This is a genomic window from Candidatus Chromulinivoraceae bacterium (genome assembly GCA_035478595.1).
Classification (GTDB): domain Bacteria; phylum Patescibacteriota; class Saccharimonadia; order Saccharimonadales; family Saccharimonadaceae; genus CAMLKC01.
Genome location: DATIJL010000005.1, coordinates 1 through 16,641 on the forward strand (window position 1 = coordinate 1; position 16,641 = coordinate 16,641).

General features: G+C 46.8%; 18 protein-coding genes and 2 rRNA genes. 14 read left to right on the forward strand and 6 right to left on the reverse strand.

From position 1 onward, the window contains the following. The 3 genes from VLG36_01255 to VLG36_01265 form a co-directional block, all read left to right on the forward strand. Positions 1–402, forward strand: a 23S ribosomal RNA gene (locus VLG36_01255); the annotation flags it as partial. 206 nt (positions 403–608) lie between these two features. Next, a 5S ribosomal RNA gene (rrf, locus tag VLG36_01260) occupies positions 609–718 on the forward strand. Between the two features lie 413 nt (positions 719–1,131). Beyond that, positions 1,132–1,371, forward strand: coding sequence for a hypothetical protein (locus VLG36_01265; protein HSW77409.1), 240 nt, complete (start codon positions 1,132–1,134; stop codon positions 1,369–1,371). A 48-nt stretch (positions 1,372–1,419) separates the two neighbouring features. Here VLG36_01265 and VLG36_01270 read toward each other — a convergent pair whose 3' ends face one another. Next, the gene (locus tag VLG36_01270; protein ID HSW77410.1) at positions 1,420–1,884 is read right to left on the reverse strand and encodes a hypothetical protein; all 465 of its coding nucleotides are present in this window, start codon (positions 1,882–1,884) and stop codon (positions 1,420–1,422) included. Next, the gene (locus VLG36_01275; protein HSW77411.1) at positions 1,856–2,671 is read right to left on the reverse strand and encodes an ROK family protein; all 816 of its coding nucleotides are present in this window, start codon (positions 2,669–2,671) and stop codon (positions 1,856–1,858) included. Before VLG36_01275 ends, VLG36_01270 begins: the two co-directional genes overlap by 29 nt. Positions 2,672–2,757: 86 nt before the next feature. Here VLG36_01275 and VLG36_01280 point away from each other — a divergent pair, with 86 nt between their 5' ends. From VLG36_01280 to VLG36_01300, 5 genes are all read left to right on the forward strand, one after another. Further along, a complete protein-coding gene (locus VLG36_01280; GenBank protein ID HSW77412.1) occupies positions 2,758–3,132 on the forward strand; it encodes a hypothetical protein in 375 nt (124 codons plus the stop codon). Positions 3,133–3,231: 99 nt separating this feature from the next. Next, positions 3,232–4,308 carry a S1 RNA-binding domain-containing protein gene (locus VLG36_01285; GenBank protein HSW77413.1) on the forward strand — a complete coding sequence of 359 codons (1,077 nt, stop codon included), beginning with the start codon at positions 3,232–3,234 and terminating at the stop codon, positions 4,306–4,308. A gap of 66 nt (positions 4,309–4,374) precedes the next feature. Then, entirely contained in the window at positions 4,375–6,147 is a 1,773-nt protein-coding gene (gene infB, locus VLG36_01290) for a translation initiation factor IF-2 (GenBank protein HSW77414.1), read from the forward strand. Positions 6,148–6,310: 163 nt separating this feature from the next. Next, a complete protein-coding gene (locus VLG36_01295) occupies positions 6,311–7,834 on the forward strand; it encodes a hypothetical protein (GenBank protein ID HSW77415.1) in 1,524 nt (507 codons plus the stop codon). A 41-nt stretch (positions 7,835–7,875) separates the two neighbouring features. Further along, complete coding sequence (locus VLG36_01300) at positions 7,876–8,313, forward strand: DUF5663 domain-containing protein (protein HSW77416.1); 438 nt, start codon at positions 7,876–7,878, stop codon at positions 8,311–8,313. On the opposite strand, the gene fmt is transcribed toward VLG36_01300, so the two are convergent. The 3 genes from fmt to priA are packed head-to-tail and all read right to left on the reverse strand — an operon-like array spanning position 8,301 to position 11,699. Next, the gene (gene fmt, locus VLG36_01305; protein ID HSW77417.1) at positions 8,301–9,191 is read right to left on the reverse strand and encodes a methionyl-tRNA formyltransferase; all 891 of its coding nucleotides are present in this window, start codon (positions 9,189–9,191) and stop codon (positions 8,301–8,303) included. The genes VLG36_01300 and fmt overlap by 13 nt on opposite strands. Next, positions 9,151–9,726: a peptide deformylase gene (gene def / locus VLG36_01310; GenBank protein HSW77418.1), complete on the reverse strand. Its 576-nt coding sequence runs from the start codon at positions 9,724–9,726 to the stop codon at positions 9,151–9,153. The genes fmt and def overlap by 41 nt, the downstream gene beginning before the upstream one ends. A gap of 32 nt (positions 9,727–9,758) precedes the next feature. Further along, the gene (gene priA, locus VLG36_01315) at positions 9,759–11,699 is read right to left on the reverse strand and encodes a primosomal protein N' (GenBank protein ID HSW77419.1); all 1,941 of its coding nucleotides are present in this window, start codon (positions 11,697–11,699) and stop codon (positions 9,759–9,761) included. 29 nt (positions 11,700–11,728) lie between these two features. On the opposite strand from priA, the gene VLG36_01320 reads away from it, so the two are divergent. The 3 genes from VLG36_01320 to VLG36_01330 all read left to right on the forward strand — a co-directional run bounded on the left by VLG36_01320 (position 11,729) and on the right by VLG36_01330 (position 14,457). After that, complete coding sequence (locus VLG36_01320) at positions 11,729–12,385, forward strand: hypothetical protein (protein ID HSW77420.1); 657 nt, start codon at positions 11,729–11,731, stop codon at positions 12,383–12,385. A gap of 78 nt (positions 12,386–12,463) precedes the next feature. Then, a complete protein-coding gene (locus VLG36_01325; protein ID HSW77421.1) occupies positions 12,464–12,763 on the forward strand; it encodes a winged helix-turn-helix domain-containing protein in 300 nt (99 codons plus the stop codon). Continuing rightward, on the forward strand, positions 12,763–14,457 hold the full coding sequence (locus VLG36_01330) for a DHH family phosphoesterase (protein ID HSW77422.1): 1,695 nt from the start codon (positions 12,763–12,765) through the stop codon (positions 14,455–14,457). The genes VLG36_01325 and VLG36_01330 overlap by 1 nt, the downstream gene beginning before the upstream one ends. A 70-nt stretch (positions 14,458–14,527) precedes the next feature. On the opposite strand, the gene VLG36_01335 is transcribed toward VLG36_01330, so the two are convergent. Continuing rightward, positions 14,528–15,172, reverse strand: coding sequence for a PH domain-containing protein (locus tag VLG36_01335; protein ID HSW77423.1), 645 nt, complete (start codon positions 15,170–15,172; stop codon positions 14,528–14,530). A gap of 232 nt (positions 15,173–15,404) precedes the next feature. Here VLG36_01335 and VLG36_01340 point away from each other — a divergent pair, with 232 nt between their 5' ends. The 3 genes from VLG36_01340 to VLG36_01350 are packed head-to-tail and all read left to right on the forward strand — an operon-like array spanning position 15,405 to position 16,638. Beyond that, entirely contained in the window at positions 15,405–15,620 is a 216-nt protein-coding gene (locus VLG36_01340) for a hypothetical protein (protein ID HSW77424.1), read from the forward strand. Between the two features lie 3 nt (positions 15,621–15,623). After that, positions 15,624–16,076: a GatB/YqeY domain-containing protein gene (locus VLG36_01345; protein HSW77425.1), complete on the forward strand. Its 453-nt coding sequence runs from the start codon at positions 15,624–15,626 to the stop codon at positions 16,074–16,076. A gap of 16 nt (positions 16,077–16,092) precedes the next feature. Further along, positions 16,093–16,638 carry a nucleoside monophosphate kinase gene (locus VLG36_01350; protein HSW77426.1) on the forward strand — a complete coding sequence of 182 codons (546 nt, stop codon included), beginning with the start codon at positions 16,093–16,095 and terminating at the stop codon, positions 16,636–16,638. Positions 16,639–16,641: the final 3 nt, after the last annotated feature.

Sequence of the window (16,641 nt, forward strand, 5' to 3'; positions counted from 1 at the left end):
GTTTGGCACCTCGATGTCGGCTCATCACATCCTGGAGGGGGAGCACCTTCCAAGGGTTCGGCTGTTCGCCGATTAAAGTGGTACGCGAGCTGGGTTCAGAACGTCGTGAGACAGTTCGGTTTATATCCGGTACGGACGTTAGGAAATTTGAGAAGATCTACCCCTAGTACGAGAGGACCGGGGCGGACGAACCTCTGGTGTATCGATTGTGGCCACCTGCTGCATTGTCGAGTAGCTATGTTCGGAATAGATAAGCGCTGAAAGCATATTAAGCGCGAAACTAACTTCAAGATTAGATTTCCCTATGAGGACACAGAAAGAATATCTGTTTGATAGGTGCAAGGTGGAAGTGTAGCAATACATGGAGCTGAAGCATACTAATAGTCCCATTGCCTTTTTATGTCCTTGTCACCTCTGTTACTGCTTGACAGTAACGCCGGTGATGAGGTAGACTTGACTAGTAATTGGTGTTTATCACCAATGTCAGTTTTTACAACTTACATACCGTGCCCTTTTTGGAACTCTGCTTTGCAGATGACCAAAATGGACATCGAAGCAAGGGTTGATCACACTACTTTTATAGTAGAACCAGTGATCTCAAGCCTTGCTTCGGTGCCCATGGCGCTGAGGAAATACCTGTTCCCATTCCGAACACAGAAGTCAAGCTCAGCAGCGGCGATTATACTGCCAAAAGTGGGAAACTAGCACGGTGCCGAATTATAAAAAGGACTTCCGAATAGGAAGTCCTTTTTCTTTGGCTTAAACCGCTTATGCTATTAATAAAAAGTACCCCCTATCTCCGCGTCTACAGGACTTATTGATATAAGATGAGTACATACTCATCTTTGGAACAAACAAGCTATCGTAGGCTTGTGAGACGTCTTATACAGGTGTTCCCTTGGGGCGATAGAATATAAAACGACCACTCTTATGGGGGTGGTCGTTTAGTTTGAGTCAGGTTTTTAGGGCTCAAACAGGTGCGTACTCTATAGTATCGCATCAGATGGATATAGGCAATATTATGAATACAATAATATAACGCTCATGTAAATATTGACAAAAAGCATAAGCTATGCTATATTAGAGTACATACACATATCACGTGTGAGGTAATAAAGGAGAACTATTCCTATGGCAGGAACTAAAACTGGTGGCCAGAAGGCTGCTGCTAAGAACTTGGCAAAAGACCCTGACTTTTACGCTAAAATTGGCGCTAAAGGTGGCCGTAATGGTAGTACGGGTGGTTTTGCCGCTAACCCAGCCCTGGCTCGTATTGCCGGCGCTAAGGGTGGCCGTATCTCTCGCCGTAAAAAAGCGAACACTACGGTCGCAACGACAACTTCTGATGAAGATATAGCACAGGCCGCTTAAGCGGAACCAGTTATAAAATTAAATATCGCCTCGTTAGAGAGGCGATATTTAATTTGTCGTAATTTTATAACGTCGCAGTGCGCATATACGGGCTTCATTGACTTGCCAGTGAGCGTGGCAAGCTACGCACTTATATTCAGCTGTTTTTATTTGAATTCCCGTAGCGCTGCATTGGGGACATAAGCTTCGCGCATGGAGCCAATCACGGTAGGTATCCAGGGAGTCTTCTACGAAATCATCTGGTATGGTTACTTCGTAAAAAGGTGCGAGGTGAGTCTGTGCGTATTGCCAAGCAGCGCGTTCCATCTTGATTAGCTCTATGTCGCGGGTATACGAAGCATGTTCTAAAACGGCGTGCGCCACTTCGTGGAGTAGCGAACTGGTATCGTCTGTATCCTTAGGATAGGTGATCGTTTCGTTCTCTGGTGACCAATGGAACTCGTTGCGAGCGTCAAAAAGTAGGTCAGGATAAGCCGACTGTAGTCTATTTATCAGTAAGGTAATCGATTGCATAGTAATAGCATCCGTACACGACGGCCATTTCGGGGTGTTTTGCTTGCCTGAATTTAGGGCAGGGAATGTGCGGAGGTAGTTTCTCTCGTAGAATGGCTTTTAGTTGGTCGTCGTACTGCTTAAAATAAGTACCGATACTACCACCAATAATGATGGTATCTGGCTGTAGGAGTGGTACGATCGCGAGAAACCCTCGGCTGATTCTATCGGCAATCTGATTCCAAGTTCGCTTGCTTGTAATGTCGCGAGCGTACTTGCCATACACCTCTACAATGGCGTGACCAGAGGCAAAACGCTCCCACTCCTGCACTAATCCATCGTATTCAACGAGCATACGTCCGCCTTCGCTATAGCGAAGACCGGGATCGATTTTGCCATTTGTAGTAATACCTGTGCCGATACCAGTACTAATCGTGACATAGAGAGATGAGATTGGCATTGGCGTTAATACGCGAGTCTCAGCTAGTCCAGCCAGATTAGCATCGTTTTCTATAAACACGGGAGCATTGCCAAAGACTCCTGAGAGAGCCTTTTGTGCGGTGAAGTTTTTCCAGCCTAAATTATTACACCATATGGCCACACCATCTTTAATAATGCCGGGTAGTGCAACCACGACGGCTTCTATCTTTTCGCCTCCATAGGTTTCTTGCAATGTGCGGCGCAAAAGAGCTACATATTCAGCTTCTCGACGAGGTGTCGGAAACTTTATGGTTTTACCTAGCGTTCCATCGCGCTTGAAGCCGGCGATGAGCGTTTTTGTGGCCCCTGTATCTACCGCTACTAACATATTCGTAGTTTAGCATACAATTCACGAGTTGCGCCTTTGCCTATAAAAAGTTATAGTAAAGAAAAGTAAGTGAGGGAATAACAGATATGACACGAACAAATCAGGGTGGTTCGGTGTTGAGCTTTGTGATCGTCGCGCTTGTACTGGCTGGTTTGCTTATTGGTGGAGCATATACGATACGCAAACTTACCACGCAATCTGATCAGGCACAGTCGCCGCCAGCACCTGCCCAGCAGGATAAAACGCCTGATACGAATAAATCACAGCAAGGTGCTTCAAACACAAGCGATCAGCCGCAGGCTACGACGCCTCAATCTAGTACGCAGACACAAAGCACGAGTCCGGCCCGGTTACCGCAAACGGGACCTAGGGAGCTTATAGGAAGTATCGTTGCCGTAGCCGCCCTTAGTGGTATGGCGGTATCGTATGCTCGTTCGCGTCGGCCAGAGCTCTCGCTTTGACTTTTTACCTCTATATGAGGTACAATAGGAGGTAATCTAGGTGCACTATTTAAGCGTGTCTCCAGAAATATCAATTAAGGAAGGAGTCTTTTAAGACTTATGGCAACAAAAGCCGCAATAACAATGGATGATTTGCTCGCTTCTCACGAAGACAGCGTCAAGCAAATAACAGCAGGAGAAATGGTAACAGGTACGGTTCTTTCACTTCGTAAACACGAAGTACTGATCGACCTTGGCGCTCAGGGTGTTGGTTACGTACCACGCCGCGAGGTTGGGTTCTCTCGTGCACTTAAAGAAGGTGATGAAGTCACTGCAAGCGTTGTCGACGCTGAACTCGACAACGGTTACTCGCTCCTCTCACTTCGTAAGGCTGCTAAGGATCGTGGCTGGGAAGAAGTAGCTGCAAAGATGGAGACTGGCGACATTATCGAAGTCTCACCATACGATGCAAATCGTGGTGGTCTACTTGTAGAGTTTGAAGGTGTCCGTGGATTCCTACCAGTTTCGCAATTGTCAGCTGAACACTACCCACGTGTTGGTTCAAGCGACAAAGATGAAATCCTCCAGCGCCTGAATGCTCTTGTTGGTCAAAATCTTAAGGTTCGTATCCTTGATAGCGACCGCAAAGCTAACAAGCTTATCTTTAGTGAAAAAGAAGCTGTTAAAGAAGGCCTCGCTGAGCGCTTTGAAAAACTTAAGGTTGGCGATACTGTTTCTGGTGTTGTAACCGGCGTCGTAGACTTCGGCGTATTTGTAAACGTTGAAGGTATCGAAGGTCTTGTGCACATCTCAGAAATCAGCTGGGAGCGTGTGAACAACCCAAGCGACTATGTAAAGGTTGGTCAAACAATCGAAGCTAAGATTATTTCAATCGACAAAGATCGTTTGAGCCTTAGTATCAAGCAGCTTACCAAAGACCCATGGCTCGATGAAGTTGAGCAGTTCAAGGCTGGCGACAAAGTTGAAGGTACGGTTACTCGTATCACTCCGTTTGGCGCATTCGTGCAGATTAGCCCTGCTGTTGAAGCCCTCGTGCACATCAGTGAACTTGGTGACGGTAATGATGTAGACCCTGAGAAGGTCTTTACCCTGAACGAGCGCAAGAGCTTTACTGTTCTTGATATCGACAAGGACAATCGCAAGATCTCTTTGAGCCTTGCTGACAAGAAAAAATAAACCTTCCTATGTAATTTACAAGGAACTACGTTCGCCCAAGAGGTGGCGGGCAGAAAGGAGCTACGCATGAGCCAAGAAAAAGTACTTGTTGTCTCTGACTCGATTACTGTTGGCGAATTGGCTGAAACGCTCAATTTGCCTGTCACCACTTTGATTGGCGAGCTTTTTAAGAACGGTATCGTTGCAACAATTAACCAACGAATCGATTTTGAAACAGCAACTATCATTGTAGAAGAGCTCGGTCTCGACGTGACGCTCGAAAAACGCGAAAACTCACAAACAGTTGAGCGTAAAGTTCATCAATTATCAGATAAGGCTGTTGACCGTCCACCTATCGTGGCAGTCATGGGTCATGTTGACCATGGTAAAACTAGCCTTTTAGACGCCATTCTCGGTACAAAAACGACCGAAGGTGAAGCAGGCGGTATTACCCAGCACATTAGTGCTTATCAGACGGTTCGCAAAAACCGTTCTATTACTCTACTCGATACACCAGGTCACGAGGCGTTCGCTGCGCTACGTCAACATGGCGCGACGCTTACTGACGTTGTCGTTATCGTTGTAGCGGCTGACGATGGTGTAAAGCCACAGACAGTGGAGGCTATCCGCTTTGCCCAGAATGCCAACGCTAAAATTGTTGTTGCTATTAACAAGATGGATAAAGAAACCGCTAATCCTCAGATGGTTAAAACGCAGCTTGCAACCGAGCATCACCTTAACCCAGAAGAATGGGGTGGTGATACGGTGATGGTTGAGGTAAGCGCAAAAACTGGCCAAAATATCGACAAATTACTTGATATGGTCCTTTTGGTAGCTGACCTTGAAGAGCTTAAAGCGGATATCGACGTCCCTGCGGAAGGTCTTGTTATCGAATCTCACATGGAGACTGGTCGTGGTGCTGTAGTCGGTCTGCTCGTACAGCAGGGTAAGCTTAAACCAGGTCATTTCTTAGTTGCCGGCACTGCTTATGGTAAAATCCGCACACTTCTTGACTTTAAAGGCCGCACACTTAAAGAGGCTGGTCCATCAACTCCGGTAACGGTAACTGGTTTTAAAGAACTACCTCAGTTTGGCGATGTCTTTGTGATCGTTAAGAACGAAAAAGAAGCTCGTCACGCCTCGGAGCGTGCTCGTATTGATCGTGAAAAGAGCGCGGCAACCACTAACGTAACGGGCGCTGACCTTCTTAAGATGATGAATCAAAAGCATGATACCCAAGAGGTGAATGTCATCGTGAAGGCCGACGTGCAGGGGTCTCTGACGTCTGTAATGGACAGCCTTCGTCTCGTTGATACCGGCGGGGAAGTTAATATGCGCATTATCGGCAGCGGAGTCGGTAATATCTCTGAAAACGACATTCGTCTTGCTGAAGGTGATAACACTATTATCTATGGTTTTAACGTTGAGCTTTCACCAGCCGTAAAGCGCTTGGCTATGCGCGAAAAAATCCAAGTACGTCTCTTCAAAGTTATCTACGAACTGCTTGACGATGCTCGCCAGTCTATGGAAGCATTGCTTGCTCCAGAGGTTGTTGAGACTGAACTCGGGAAATTGACCATCAAAGGTATTTTCCGTACGATGAAAGATCAGATTATTGCCGGTGGTGAAGTCACGAGCGGTAAAGCTGTACCTAATGTGCTTGCTCGTGTAAAACGTGGTGATGAACAAGTTTCAGAGGTAGAAGTCTTGAGCGTTCAACGCCAGCAGCAAGAAGCAAAAGAAGTCTTTGAAGGCGAAATGTGTGGTCTTTCGCTAAAAATCGAGAAAAAATTCCAACTTGAAGAGGGTGACAAGCTCGAGTTCTTTACCCGTGAACTTGTAAAAAGAACGCTTAAGTAGGTATAAATAATAGCTCGTCCGAATGCTCCGATATCTCGGAGCATTTTTGGTTACCATTTTGAGTCGCTTATACTTGACTTAACAGAGAAAGTATGCTAGTATTTCACTATTAGTTAAAAATAAACACACGAAAATCACTAAGCACACTCCGAAGGAGAAAAACATGTCAGAACAGCTGTCCACCACGAGCGAACCTGAGAAGCAAGAAGTCTCTAACCCATACGAAGGTATGAATCGCGCCACCCTTGATGCGATTGTAGAGGCAAAAGGATCTATCGACCCTGACTCTCCGACGCCAGGCGGTGATCTCCGTACTGCTGTGCGGGAGAAACTTGAAGAGTCTGGCGACCAAGCTGCTTTTCGTCGTGTGTATGACATGAACAATCTCGAACTAAACTCTTTTGTCGAGGGTGCGTCAGGTGAAGTTAAGGAACGTCGCGTAAGTGAGCTCAAGTCTATTATTGATGCTTACGATAATAACGAATCATTTGGTGATCGTCGTACTAAAATTCGCGAAGCACTTGAAGCTGCTGGTGACACAAGCGCATTCCGCACTGTATACGACATGAATAACCTTGATCTTACAAGCTTTGTAAATGACGCTCGTCGCCAACTTGAAGATGAAACAAAGATGGATAAAGACCAGGCTCTCGAAACCGCCTATAGCGAGTACGAAGAGCGTGAAGGTACACCTTACGACGTCGATAAAGGGCGAGAGAAGGATTCCGACAACGCGCGAGAACTTGCGACCCTAGAGGCTGTTATAAAGGGCATTAACGAGAACCCAGAAGGTGCTAAGAAACTTGGTGTTTACGAAAAACTTCGTGAGATTCAGAAGCAGCTGGATGAAGCGCTTGCAAGTGCAGCTGAGCTTACGCCACCAGAAAAAGCGGATCTCAATGACTCCGGCCTCACACCCCCAGAAAAAGCTGATCTTGGTGATGACAAGGAAAAGGCTGATCTTACGCCTCCTGAGAAAGCTGATCTTGGCGACGATCTAACCCCTCCCAAGAAGGCGGATCTTGGCGATGACGAAAAGCCAGACCTTACGCCTCCTGAAAAGGCCGATCTTGGTACGGAAAAACCTACGGACGCGGAACTTCAAGATCTTATTGATAACCCTCCTGTGAAGGCTGATCTTGGTGATGATAAAGAGCCTACTAAGAGTCCCTGGTTGAAGCGTGCGTTCAGCCGTTTGCATGATTTTTACCTCTCAGGCGTAGTACGGGCAACTAACGGTGTGTCGAATACGATGGAACGCTTCCGCTCATCTGACAAGAAAAAGGTTGCTGCCGTTGTTGGTGCATTGGCGGTTGTTGGTGCATTTGCAGCATGGCGTCTTGGTGCCTTTGGTCATGGCGGTGGCGGCGGAGCACATCAGGAGGTTCTTAATAACCAAGGCGGCGGTAATGGTGGTCATACTGGCGGAGAAGTTATTCCTCCAGTAGTACCAAAAAAGCCTGAGCTACCAAGTGCTGATGGCTCTGCGTATCCTTGGAACTGGGCCGAAAAAGTTGTAGGTCCTGATAAGGCAGAAGCTTGGTTAGAAGGTCTAAGCAAAGAAGCTGCTAAGGCTGGTCACGATGTTCAGTGGCACGGTAGTGGAACACACAAGTGGGTAAGTATTGACAACGTGAGCCGCACAAAGGACGTCATAGATATACTTCGTCCATTTGCAAACTCATAGTAATTCCTTGTACAATAGATGTAAGTAAATAGGGGAAAACAATGTTTCAACTTGATGAACAGTTTCTGAAGGATCTTGGTCTCGATCAACTTCCTGAGGATCAAAAGCAAGCGTTTCTAGATCATATCTATAATGAACTAGAGTTACGTGTCGGTGTTCGCCTATCAGATGGCCTCAGCGATGACCAGTTGAAGGAATTCGAATCTTTCGTTGATCGTGACGATACTAAGGTTCAGGAATGGGTTACAAAAAACGCACCCGACTATCCAAACGATCCAAGCTATCAACAACTTAAACAAAACGCTCCTGAGGGTGCAGACGATGTTGTTGTTCTAGCAGAGTACGCCTCGCTTAAATGGCTGGGTCTTAATAGGCCCAACTATCGCGATGTTGTCTCTCAAGTTCTTGAAGAGCTAAAACAAGAGATCACTACTAACAAGGGTACGATCCTCGGTGACGAAACTGCTCAGGCAGCGTAACCGCGAAGAAAATCGGCGGCATTCATTAGACGGCCGCTAGGAGCAAGTAGCTCGTCAATTGATAAAAAAACACCGTCTCGGCATATAAGGTCGAGCGGTGTTTTTTGTTGATCTGATACATGAGCTTTGGTCAGGATAACAGGATTGTTGCCTATCATAACTTTGCTTTTAGGAAAGCCAAGATGCGCACGAATGCGTCGTTCAGCTTCAATGGCGGTCAGATCGTGTAGGGAAAGCTCTGCGTCGCTTTTTTGGAGGAGACTGCAGTAGGTGGCATCGGCGTCTCTTTGTGGTTCTGGTTTGAGGGTGTCATCCAAGATCGACGGCAATGTGTCTATAAGAAGCTTTGCTCCGATGCTTGCGAGTGTACGATAGAGCTCAGGACGCGTCTCGTTGCCTGTTAATGGGTGAATCTGAACCGCATACGTGGGGCCGGCATCCATAGCTGCAGAGAGTTGCATAATGGTAACACCTGTTTGTGCATCACCGTTTATGATGGCAGATTCGATAGGTGAGGGGCCTCGATATTTTGGCAACAAAGAGGGGTGAACGTTGATAATACCGGGTGTAAAAAGATCTATAGTACTCTGCGGAATGATTTTACCGTAGCTAACCAAGACGCCAGCGACTGGTGTGTGAAGTGCCTGGATTTGCTGATTGATTTCAGCCACCTTAGTAGGTTGCCAGACAGGAACATTATACTGGTCTGCCAGAACCTTAACACTCGGAGGTGCTAATTGATGGCCGCGTCCTTTTCTACTATCAGGTTTAGTGACGACAGCGGCAATATGGTAACCGGCGGTAATAAGTGCCTGGAGGCTGGCGAGACTAAACTCCTCAGTCCCAAAGAATATGATTGTTTTTGACGTGTTTGTCATAATCAAGTGGTTGAAGCTCGCCTTTCTCGTCGAGCGTGAAGAAAGCTTCTGTTTGATCTTTAATATGATCAATAAAGACAACGCCGTTAGTGTGATCGATTTCGTGCTGAATAACACGCGCTAAAAAGCCTTCGGCTTTAAAACGCACTTCGTTGCCATCAATGTCGAGTGCTTTGACGCGGATTTTGGTATGGCGAGGTACGAGGCCGTAGATGCTATTAACGCTTAAGCAGCCTTCGTAATCGTTAACAATCTCGCCCTCGTATTTAACAATTTCTGGATTGATAAGAGGAGTAAAATCGCGAGTGGCCTTATCTTCAAAATCACTCCGAACAATCACAACGCGAACGTTGTGATCAACCTGAACAGCAGCAAGGGCAGCACTAATTTCGTGAGGACGAGAATCTTCCCAGTCGAGCGAAGCGCTGGTCATGTCTTCGACTAATTTGATAGCATCGTCATCGATAGCCCGTATTTTGGCAGATTTATTGCGTAGATGCGGGTTGGGCAGCGTAATAATGTCTTCTTTTTTCATCACGCTCTATTATAACAGATACGGGCGTGCCGTTATAGCAAACTTGTAGGGTCGAGTTCAAATTGCCAATGCGTGGGAGGTAGATATTGCAGAGCGCTCGTTAGATCGGCTCGTTTCGATGATTTAAGGGTGAGCTGCCATCGGTATGTATCATGCTGCCGCTCATAAAAAGCTGGAGTTGGTCCAAGGATTTGAACGGTTTTTGGTAATTGCAAACGGAGATCGGCGGCAAACTTTTGTGCATTTTTAATGGCTGCAGCCTCTGTTTTGTAAATACAAGTGAGCTTAAGAAGGTATGTATACGGTGGAAAACCACCTTGGCGGCGTTGCGAGAGCGCTGTTTGATAAAAATCAGCGTAATTCTGAGCAAGGCCGTTCGTAACGGCGGGGTGTGTAGGCTGGTAGCTCTGAACGATAACGCTTGTTGGATGATGTGATCGTCCGACTCGGCCGACAACTTGAGCGAGGAGCTGGAATGTACGTTCAGACGAACCATAATCAGGCAGGCTTAAGCCGGCATCTGCCTGGATGACGCCAACGGTGCGCAGTTTAGGGAGGTCGAGGCCCTTCGCGATAACCTGAGTACCAATGATAATGTCGATATCACCATCATAGAGCTCTTTATAGCGCTCCTCGACGGATTCGCCGGTTTCATTATCACCATCAAAACGTGCAATAATTTTTTTAGGGAAGAGCTTTTTAAGTTCTGATTCTACGAGTTTTGTACCGATACCTTTATGAATGATGTCTGCAGCTCCACACTCCGGACAACTGGTAGGAACCTTTTCACGTAGTCCGCAAATATGACATTCTAGGCGGTGTTTATCCGCATGGAGTGTGAATGGTACAAAACAACGTGGACAAATAGCTGACCAGCCACAGTTTTCGCAGAGTGTTGTACTGGCACTACCGCGACGGTTATGGAATATTAGAGCCTGGTTTCCCTCACTCAAGGTTTGTTCAATTTGGGACAATAGCTTGTCAGATAGAAAACGGTGTTTTTTGAAATGTGTACGTTTGGTCATATCGATAAGCGTGATAGTAGGCGAGACGGCATCGAGCCGGGCGCGCGTATCCATTTTGATAATAGGGCGGCCAGAATGTTCAAACAAATAGTAGTCGGCAATTGACGGTGTGGCTGTACCAAAAACGACTCTTGCATCGTGCTGGCCTGCAAGAATACTTGCAGCACGCAGTGCGGAATAACGAGGCGATTGTTCCTGCTTAAAGCTGGGCTCGTGTGCTTCGTCGATGACAATAAGACCGATGTGGGTAAGTGGAGTAAATAATGCCGAACGTGGCCCTATAACGAGTCGGGGCGTTGTGCTCGTTAACGCGTCGAGCCATGCTTTGTGTCGCTCGGCCTCCGTCTGGCGTGAGTGGACTAAAATAATGTCTTCAAAATGATGTGAAAATTCATCGACAACCTGGGAGGTGAGGGCAATTTCAGGGACAAGAATAATAGTAGACTTGCCCGATTGCATGGTTTGCTTTGCGAGTTCTATGTAGACGGCTGTTTTGCCAGAACCGGTGATACCGTGTAAGAGTGCCGAGCCGGGCGTCATGTTAATGATTGTGTCGTAGGCGGCTCGCTGATCTTTATTGAACACATTTTTTGTTCGATCTCGAAGTGCGATATGTGCAGCCTTAACAGTACTGCGGCGGGTTTTTTGCAGACCTCGAGGCAGAAATGTTTGAAGCACTATAGCAAGATGGGTCGCATAATAGGTACTCATCCATTCTGCCAATTTAACAAGAGGCTCTGGCAACGGACTCGTTTCAATGACACTACTGATTTGCTTTGTGTCATAGGTAGGCTGCTGCACTTTTTTAGTAATGACACCGCTAAGGATTTTTTTGCCCACTTCTATTGTAACGATCTGTCCAATAGGAAGTGGCGTCTCTGAGGCATAGGTAAAGGCAGCGCTGTTTGCGCGAATAATCTGCGTTGGAGCCACCTCATAATAGTGCATATCTTTCATTATACTGGTAAAATAAGCATATGTATTTTGAAAGTCGCGCACAGGCTGGGCAGGTTTTAGCTGCGGAGTTGGTGGAGAAGTATCGATATGAGAACTGTGCTGTCGTCGCGTTAAGTGATGGGGCTGTTCAAGTTGGGGAGCAAATTGCGAGCGCTCTGCACTGCATATTAACCATGCTTTTGGTTGAAGAAATCCCAGTGCCTGGAGAGAACATGAGTTTTGGCGGTGTTTCTCAGGATGGTGGTTTTACGTATAATGGCATGTTTAGCGCGGGCGAGATTGAGGAATATACCGGAGAGTTTCACGGTTATCTTGAAGAGCAAAAACGTGAAGCGTTTCAACGAATGAATCGTCTTCTTGGTGATGGCGGCATTATTGATAGCGACATGCTTCGTGATCATGTAGTTATTCTGGTTTCTGACGGTCTTGATAATGGATCAGCTATAGATGTTGCTATGGATTTTCTAAAACCAATTCGGGTTACAAAACTTATTGTTGCGACACCGTTTGCAACCGTACCGATGGTAGACAAGTTGCACATTGTTGCCGATGAGCTGCATATCTTGGATGTTAAGGAGAACTTTATGGGCATAGATCATTATTACGAGAAGAACGATATTCCTTCACATGAGGAAACGATAGCTAAAATTAACCAAATCGTGCTTAATTGGCGCTAAACAAACTTGCCAAAATGATGGTAAAAAGTGTAGAATAAAAAGCAACGGAAGAGTCAGTGAGTTTAAATAAGGGAAGATATGTTAGACGTTTTTATTACCTCGAGAGTCCGGCGCAAAATTGTAGTTGTATATGCTAAATATCCGGATTTTCACACCCATGTGCGTGGCCTAGCTAAGCTAATTAAAGAAGATCCAGGTAATATTCAGCGTGAGCTGAAGCGGCTTGAGAAAGTTGGTTTTTTGACTAGCGATAAGCAGGGTAATACTAAAATCTATTCTACAAATAAGCAATTCCCAATTTTTAAAGAACTCCAGAGCATTGTCATTAAGTCTCAACAACAGGCTGCACGGCCTAAGCGGCCTTCTGCAGATCTCTAATGTCTCTATTTGAAGATATCTTGGCGTCACGCGGACTTGACGGAGCAACGCGGACGTCTTTTTTATCGCCCCAGTATGAATCACGCCATGATCCATTTTTGCTTCCCGATATGGAACCGGCTGTAGAGAGGCTCGTGAAGGCTCATGATTCCGGTGAACGAGTTATGATCTATGGCGATTATGATATTGATGGTCTTACGGCTACGACAGTCTTGTTGGACGCTCTAGAGAATTTTGGCTTTAAAGGTGTCGAGGCGTTTATTCCCAACCGCTTTGTCGAAGGCTATGGGCTGACGGTTGATGCAGTAGAGCGAATTGCGAAGATGGGTGCGCAGATTATCGTGACCGTTGACTGTGGTAGCTTAAGTGAAAAAGAGATTATTCGAGCCAACGAGCTCGGTGTCGATATTATCGTTACAGATCATCATAATGTAGCACCAATTCAACCACCGGCTATTGCTGTCATCAACCCGAAGCGCTTGCTTATGGAGTACCCAGAAGAATACGATCACTATGTTTTAAGGCAGGATTCAAAATATCAGGGTAAGATCTATCCTTTTCTCGATCTTGCAGGTGTTGGCGTGGCGTTTAAATTAGTGCAAGGTTTGCAGACTCGACTTAAGGGGCTACCGATTGGGCAAGAAAAGTGGCTCCTCGATCTAGTTGCTCTTGGTACGGTCTGTGATGTGGTGACGCTTATAGATGAAAATAGGGTAAATGTCTATTGGGGACTTAAAGTACTAGCTAAAACGCGTCGGCCTGGTCTGCAGGCACTCATGACTGTGGCTGGCATCGAGCCCGAAAAAGTGAATGCCAGGCATCTTGGCTTTGGTCTTGGTCCACGTATGAATGCCGCTGGCCGGCTAGAGACTGCTCAGCATGCGCTTGATATGCTCCGTGCAAAAGAGGGCATGGCGGCACTTGAGAAAGCACAGCAGCTCGATACGCTTAATGTAGCCCGCAGAAGCGACCAGGATAAGATTTTTAAGGCTGCTATTTTACAGGCAGGGCAGTTTCTAAGCGATCCGGTCTTGGTAGTGAGTCACCCCGATTGGAATCATGGAATTATTGGGATTGTGGCAGCTAAGCTGCTAGAGAAGTATAAGAAACCGGCGTATGTACTACAAGAGATGGGCTCGGAGAGCAAAGGCTCGGCGCGGAGTTACGGTGACTTTAGCGCGGCTGATGCTATTCGAGCGGCAGACGATATTATTACAAAAGGTGGTGGCCACAAACTTGCGGCTGGCGTAACACTACCCACGGAAAATATTGCTGCGTTTCGACAAAGAGTGAACGAATTTTATCGATCACAAAAATTGTTCAATCAAGAAGCTCTCCTACTCCCTAAGGCAGACACTTCGCTACTCGATTTTACCGACCTTCACGAGCACTTGCTTGAAGAACTGGCACAACTAGAACCGTTTGGTAATGGAAATCCTGAACCTGTTTTAAAAATAGAAAAAGTTCTAGTGATCAATCAGCGGCGAATGGGCGCAGATGCGCAGCATGTAAAGTTGGAACTGCAGGATATGAATCGGAGGGCGGTACAATTTTTGGCGTTTAATGCACCAGAGAATTTTTTTGTTCAACCAGGTGAGTATGTAACCGTCTGGTTTCAGCCAACAATAAATGAATGGCAAGGCAGGCGATCTGTTGAGGGGCGATTATTGCACCTTGAGCTGGAAAATGAATAGATTCTGTTGATGTGTTCTCCTGGCAGCGAAATACTTCGCCACCAGGAGAACGCCCATCTCTACACAGGGACTACTCGACCAGTCCGACGACCAGCCGGTTCAGTTCGTAACCGCGGGGGATGAAGAAGACATCCTCGAGCGCCTGCTTCTGTCCGGCCGACTCGACAACGAGCGTGACGTACTCGGTACGGATCACCCGTCCCATAGCCAGCATCGTGCTGACTCGTGAGAAGTTTGTTGTCTTATCGGTCAGCTTGCTGAGCGGCATCTCCTTGAACTTGACGTTGAAGATGCCGCTCACGACGAGGAGTCGTTTGTTTGTGACGCAGATACGAGTGAAGTCCCACATCCACACGCGAACTACGACAGTTGCTGTTGCCGCGGCCCATAGAGCGATGACGAGTGGAGACATGCCGGTGACCAGGGCTATGATGCAACCCACCTGGACGCCAGCGAGACCAGCCCACCAAGCCCAAAGGCTGAGGGGATGTTCTCTGGTCTCCCAGAGGATCTCCTCAGCTTGAAAGGCAGCACCTTTCTTGCCGCCCAGAGCGTCCTTGACGCGCTTGCTTGGAACCCGAGGCTTGAAAAGCTCCAGGTCTGTTTGCGTGAAGCGCGCCTCTTTCCAGCCGCCTCTGAAGAAGCGGAGAATGACGAGGGAGCCGATGAGCGTGAGGAGTAGGGCGATCAGCCCAATGACGAGGCTTGAAGCCATGATTGTTCACATCCATCCTGTAATGGTAGGGGACTTCTCGGGTTCTTGGGACTTGCCAAGACCATCTGAGACTATCGACGAAACGTTTTCATGCACCTCCCGGTGTGAGATGTGCGATCTTGAGTGATGTTCTCTAAGACAAGTAAAACTATATAATAAAATGATATATCTAGCAATCACAGTGTAATCTGTATTGCACCGGAGGGATTTCTCTGTTACAATAGCAGGCGATATGGTACAAGTAACACGTAAAGATGAACGCGAAGCGAACGAGAACATTCTCCGTCGTTTCAACCGCAAAGTATTGCAGAGCGGTGTCCTCGCTGAAGCTAAAGCAGCAATGCGCTTCTCGAAGTCACTCAGCAAGACTGAGCGTCGTGCAAAGGCGATTATTCGCAAAGAGCGCAAAGCTGATAAGTTAGCTAAAGCCCGATTGGGGATCCGCTAATTTATGGCGCTTAAACAGCGCATTGAAAGCGATTTGAAAGCCGCCCTTTTAGGCGGCGATCGTTTTGTAGGGGAGACATTGCGCGGTTTAAAGGCTGCTGTTCTCAACGAAGAAGTAGCCCAGAACAAGCGGGATGTAGGACTTGAAGACGCGGTGATTGAGCAAATCATTGCGAAAGAAGTCAAAAAGCGCAATGAATCAGCGGCGATTTACGAACAAAACCAACGTGAGGATTCTGCTGCCGATGAACGTCGTGAAGCTGAAATTCTTAGTCGCTACTTACCTAAACAGCTCTCAGAAGCTGAACTTAAGACCGTAGTTGACGCCAAAGTTGCCGAACTTGGCGCTACGGATATCAAAATGATGGGTCAAGTCATCGGAGCCGTCAAAAAAGACGTCGGCAATACAGCTGACGGCGCAATGGTTTCAAAACTTGTTAAAGAAGTTCTTAGCTAAATAAAAAGGAGAAGAGATGATCGTATTTTTTGGCCCCGCGGGCGCAGGTAAAAGCGTGCAGGGACAAATGCTAGCTGCGCGCAATGGTTGGCGTTGGTTAAGCTCGGGTCAATTACTACGCGATACGCGTGATATTGAGCTTATCAAAGAAATGCAGACCGGTCGTCTTGTAACTCCAGAGAAAGTTAACGAGCTAATGGTCGACGCGCTGAAACGTGCTAAAAAAGTCGATCATGTTATTTTGGATGGTTATCCACGACAGCTATCACAAGCTAAATGGCTTATTGAATCTCAAAAACAATATGATCGCTCTATTCAATTAGTGGTTGTTCTTGAAGTTCCAAAGAGTGAGCTTCTGAAACGTATTGAAGTGAGGGGTCGTGTTGATGATACGCCCGAGGCTGTTGATGAGCGTCTTCGTATTTATCGAACAGAGATCTATCCTATTTTAACATTCCTCACTGAGCAAGGTGTTAATGTTGCTCATATTGATGGTACAGGTACGGTTGGCCAGGTCCATGACCGTATTATGGATGAACTAGCGGCACATCAGCTGGTTTAGAGG

Coding starts and splice junctions, on each gene's coding strand:
- VLG36_01265 (HSW77409.1), top strand. CDS start 1,132: ATGGCAGGAACTAAAACTGGTGGCCAGAAGGCTGCTGCTAAGAACTTG.
- VLG36_01270 (HSW77410.1), bottom strand. CDS start 1,884: ATGCAATCGATTACCTTACTGATAAATAGACTACAGTCGGCTTATCCT.
- VLG36_01275 (HSW77411.1), bottom strand. CDS start 2,671: ATGTTAGTAGCGGTAGATACAGGGGCCACAAAAACGCTCATCGCCGGC.
- VLG36_01280 (HSW77412.1), top strand. CDS start 2,758: ATGACACGAACAAATCAGGGTGGTTCGGTGTTGAGCTTTGTGATCGTC.
- VLG36_01285 (HSW77413.1), top strand. CDS start 3,232: ATGGCAACAAAAGCCGCAATAACAATGGATGATTTGCTCGCTTCTCAC.
- infB (HSW77414.1), top strand. CDS start 4,375: ATGAGCCAAGAAAAAGTACTTGTTGTCTCTGACTCGATTACTGTTGGC.
- VLG36_01295 (HSW77415.1), top strand. CDS start 6,311: ATGTCAGAACAGCTGTCCACCACGAGCGAACCTGAGAAGCAAGAAGTC.
- VLG36_01300 (HSW77416.1), top strand. CDS start 7,876: ATGTTTCAACTTGATGAACAGTTTCTGAAGGATCTTGGTCTCGATCAA.
- fmt (HSW77417.1), bottom strand. CDS start 9,191: ATGACAAACACGTCAAAAACAATCATATTCTTTGGGACTGAGGAGTTT.
- def (HSW77418.1), bottom strand. CDS start 9,726: ATGAAAAAAGAAGACATTATTACGCTGCCCAACCCGCATCTACGCAAT.
- priA (HSW77419.1), bottom strand. CDS start 11,699: ATGCACTATTATGAGGTGGCTCCAACGCAGATTATTCGCGCAAACAGC.
- VLG36_01320 (HSW77420.1), top strand. CDS start 11,729: ATGTATTTTGAAAGTCGCGCACAGGCTGGGCAGGTTTTAGCTGCGGAG.
- VLG36_01325 (HSW77421.1), top strand. CDS start 12,464: ATGTTAGACGTTTTTATTACCTCGAGAGTCCGGCGCAAAATTGTAGTT.
- VLG36_01330 (HSW77422.1), top strand. CDS start 12,763: ATGTCTCTATTTGAAGATATCTTGGCGTCACGCGGACTTGACGGAGCA.
- VLG36_01335 (HSW77423.1), bottom strand. CDS start 15,172: ATGGCTTCAAGCCTCGTCATTGGGCTGATCGCCCTACTCCTCACGCTC.
- VLG36_01340 (HSW77424.1), top strand. CDS start 15,405: ATGGTACAAGTAACACGTAAAGATGAACGCGAAGCGAACGAGAACATT.
- VLG36_01345 (HSW77425.1), top strand. CDS start 15,624: ATGGCGCTTAAACAGCGCATTGAAAGCGATTTGAAAGCCGCCCTTTTA.
- VLG36_01350 (HSW77426.1), top strand. CDS start 16,093: ATGATCGTATTTTTTGGCCCCGCGGGCGCAGGTAAAAGCGTGCAGGGA.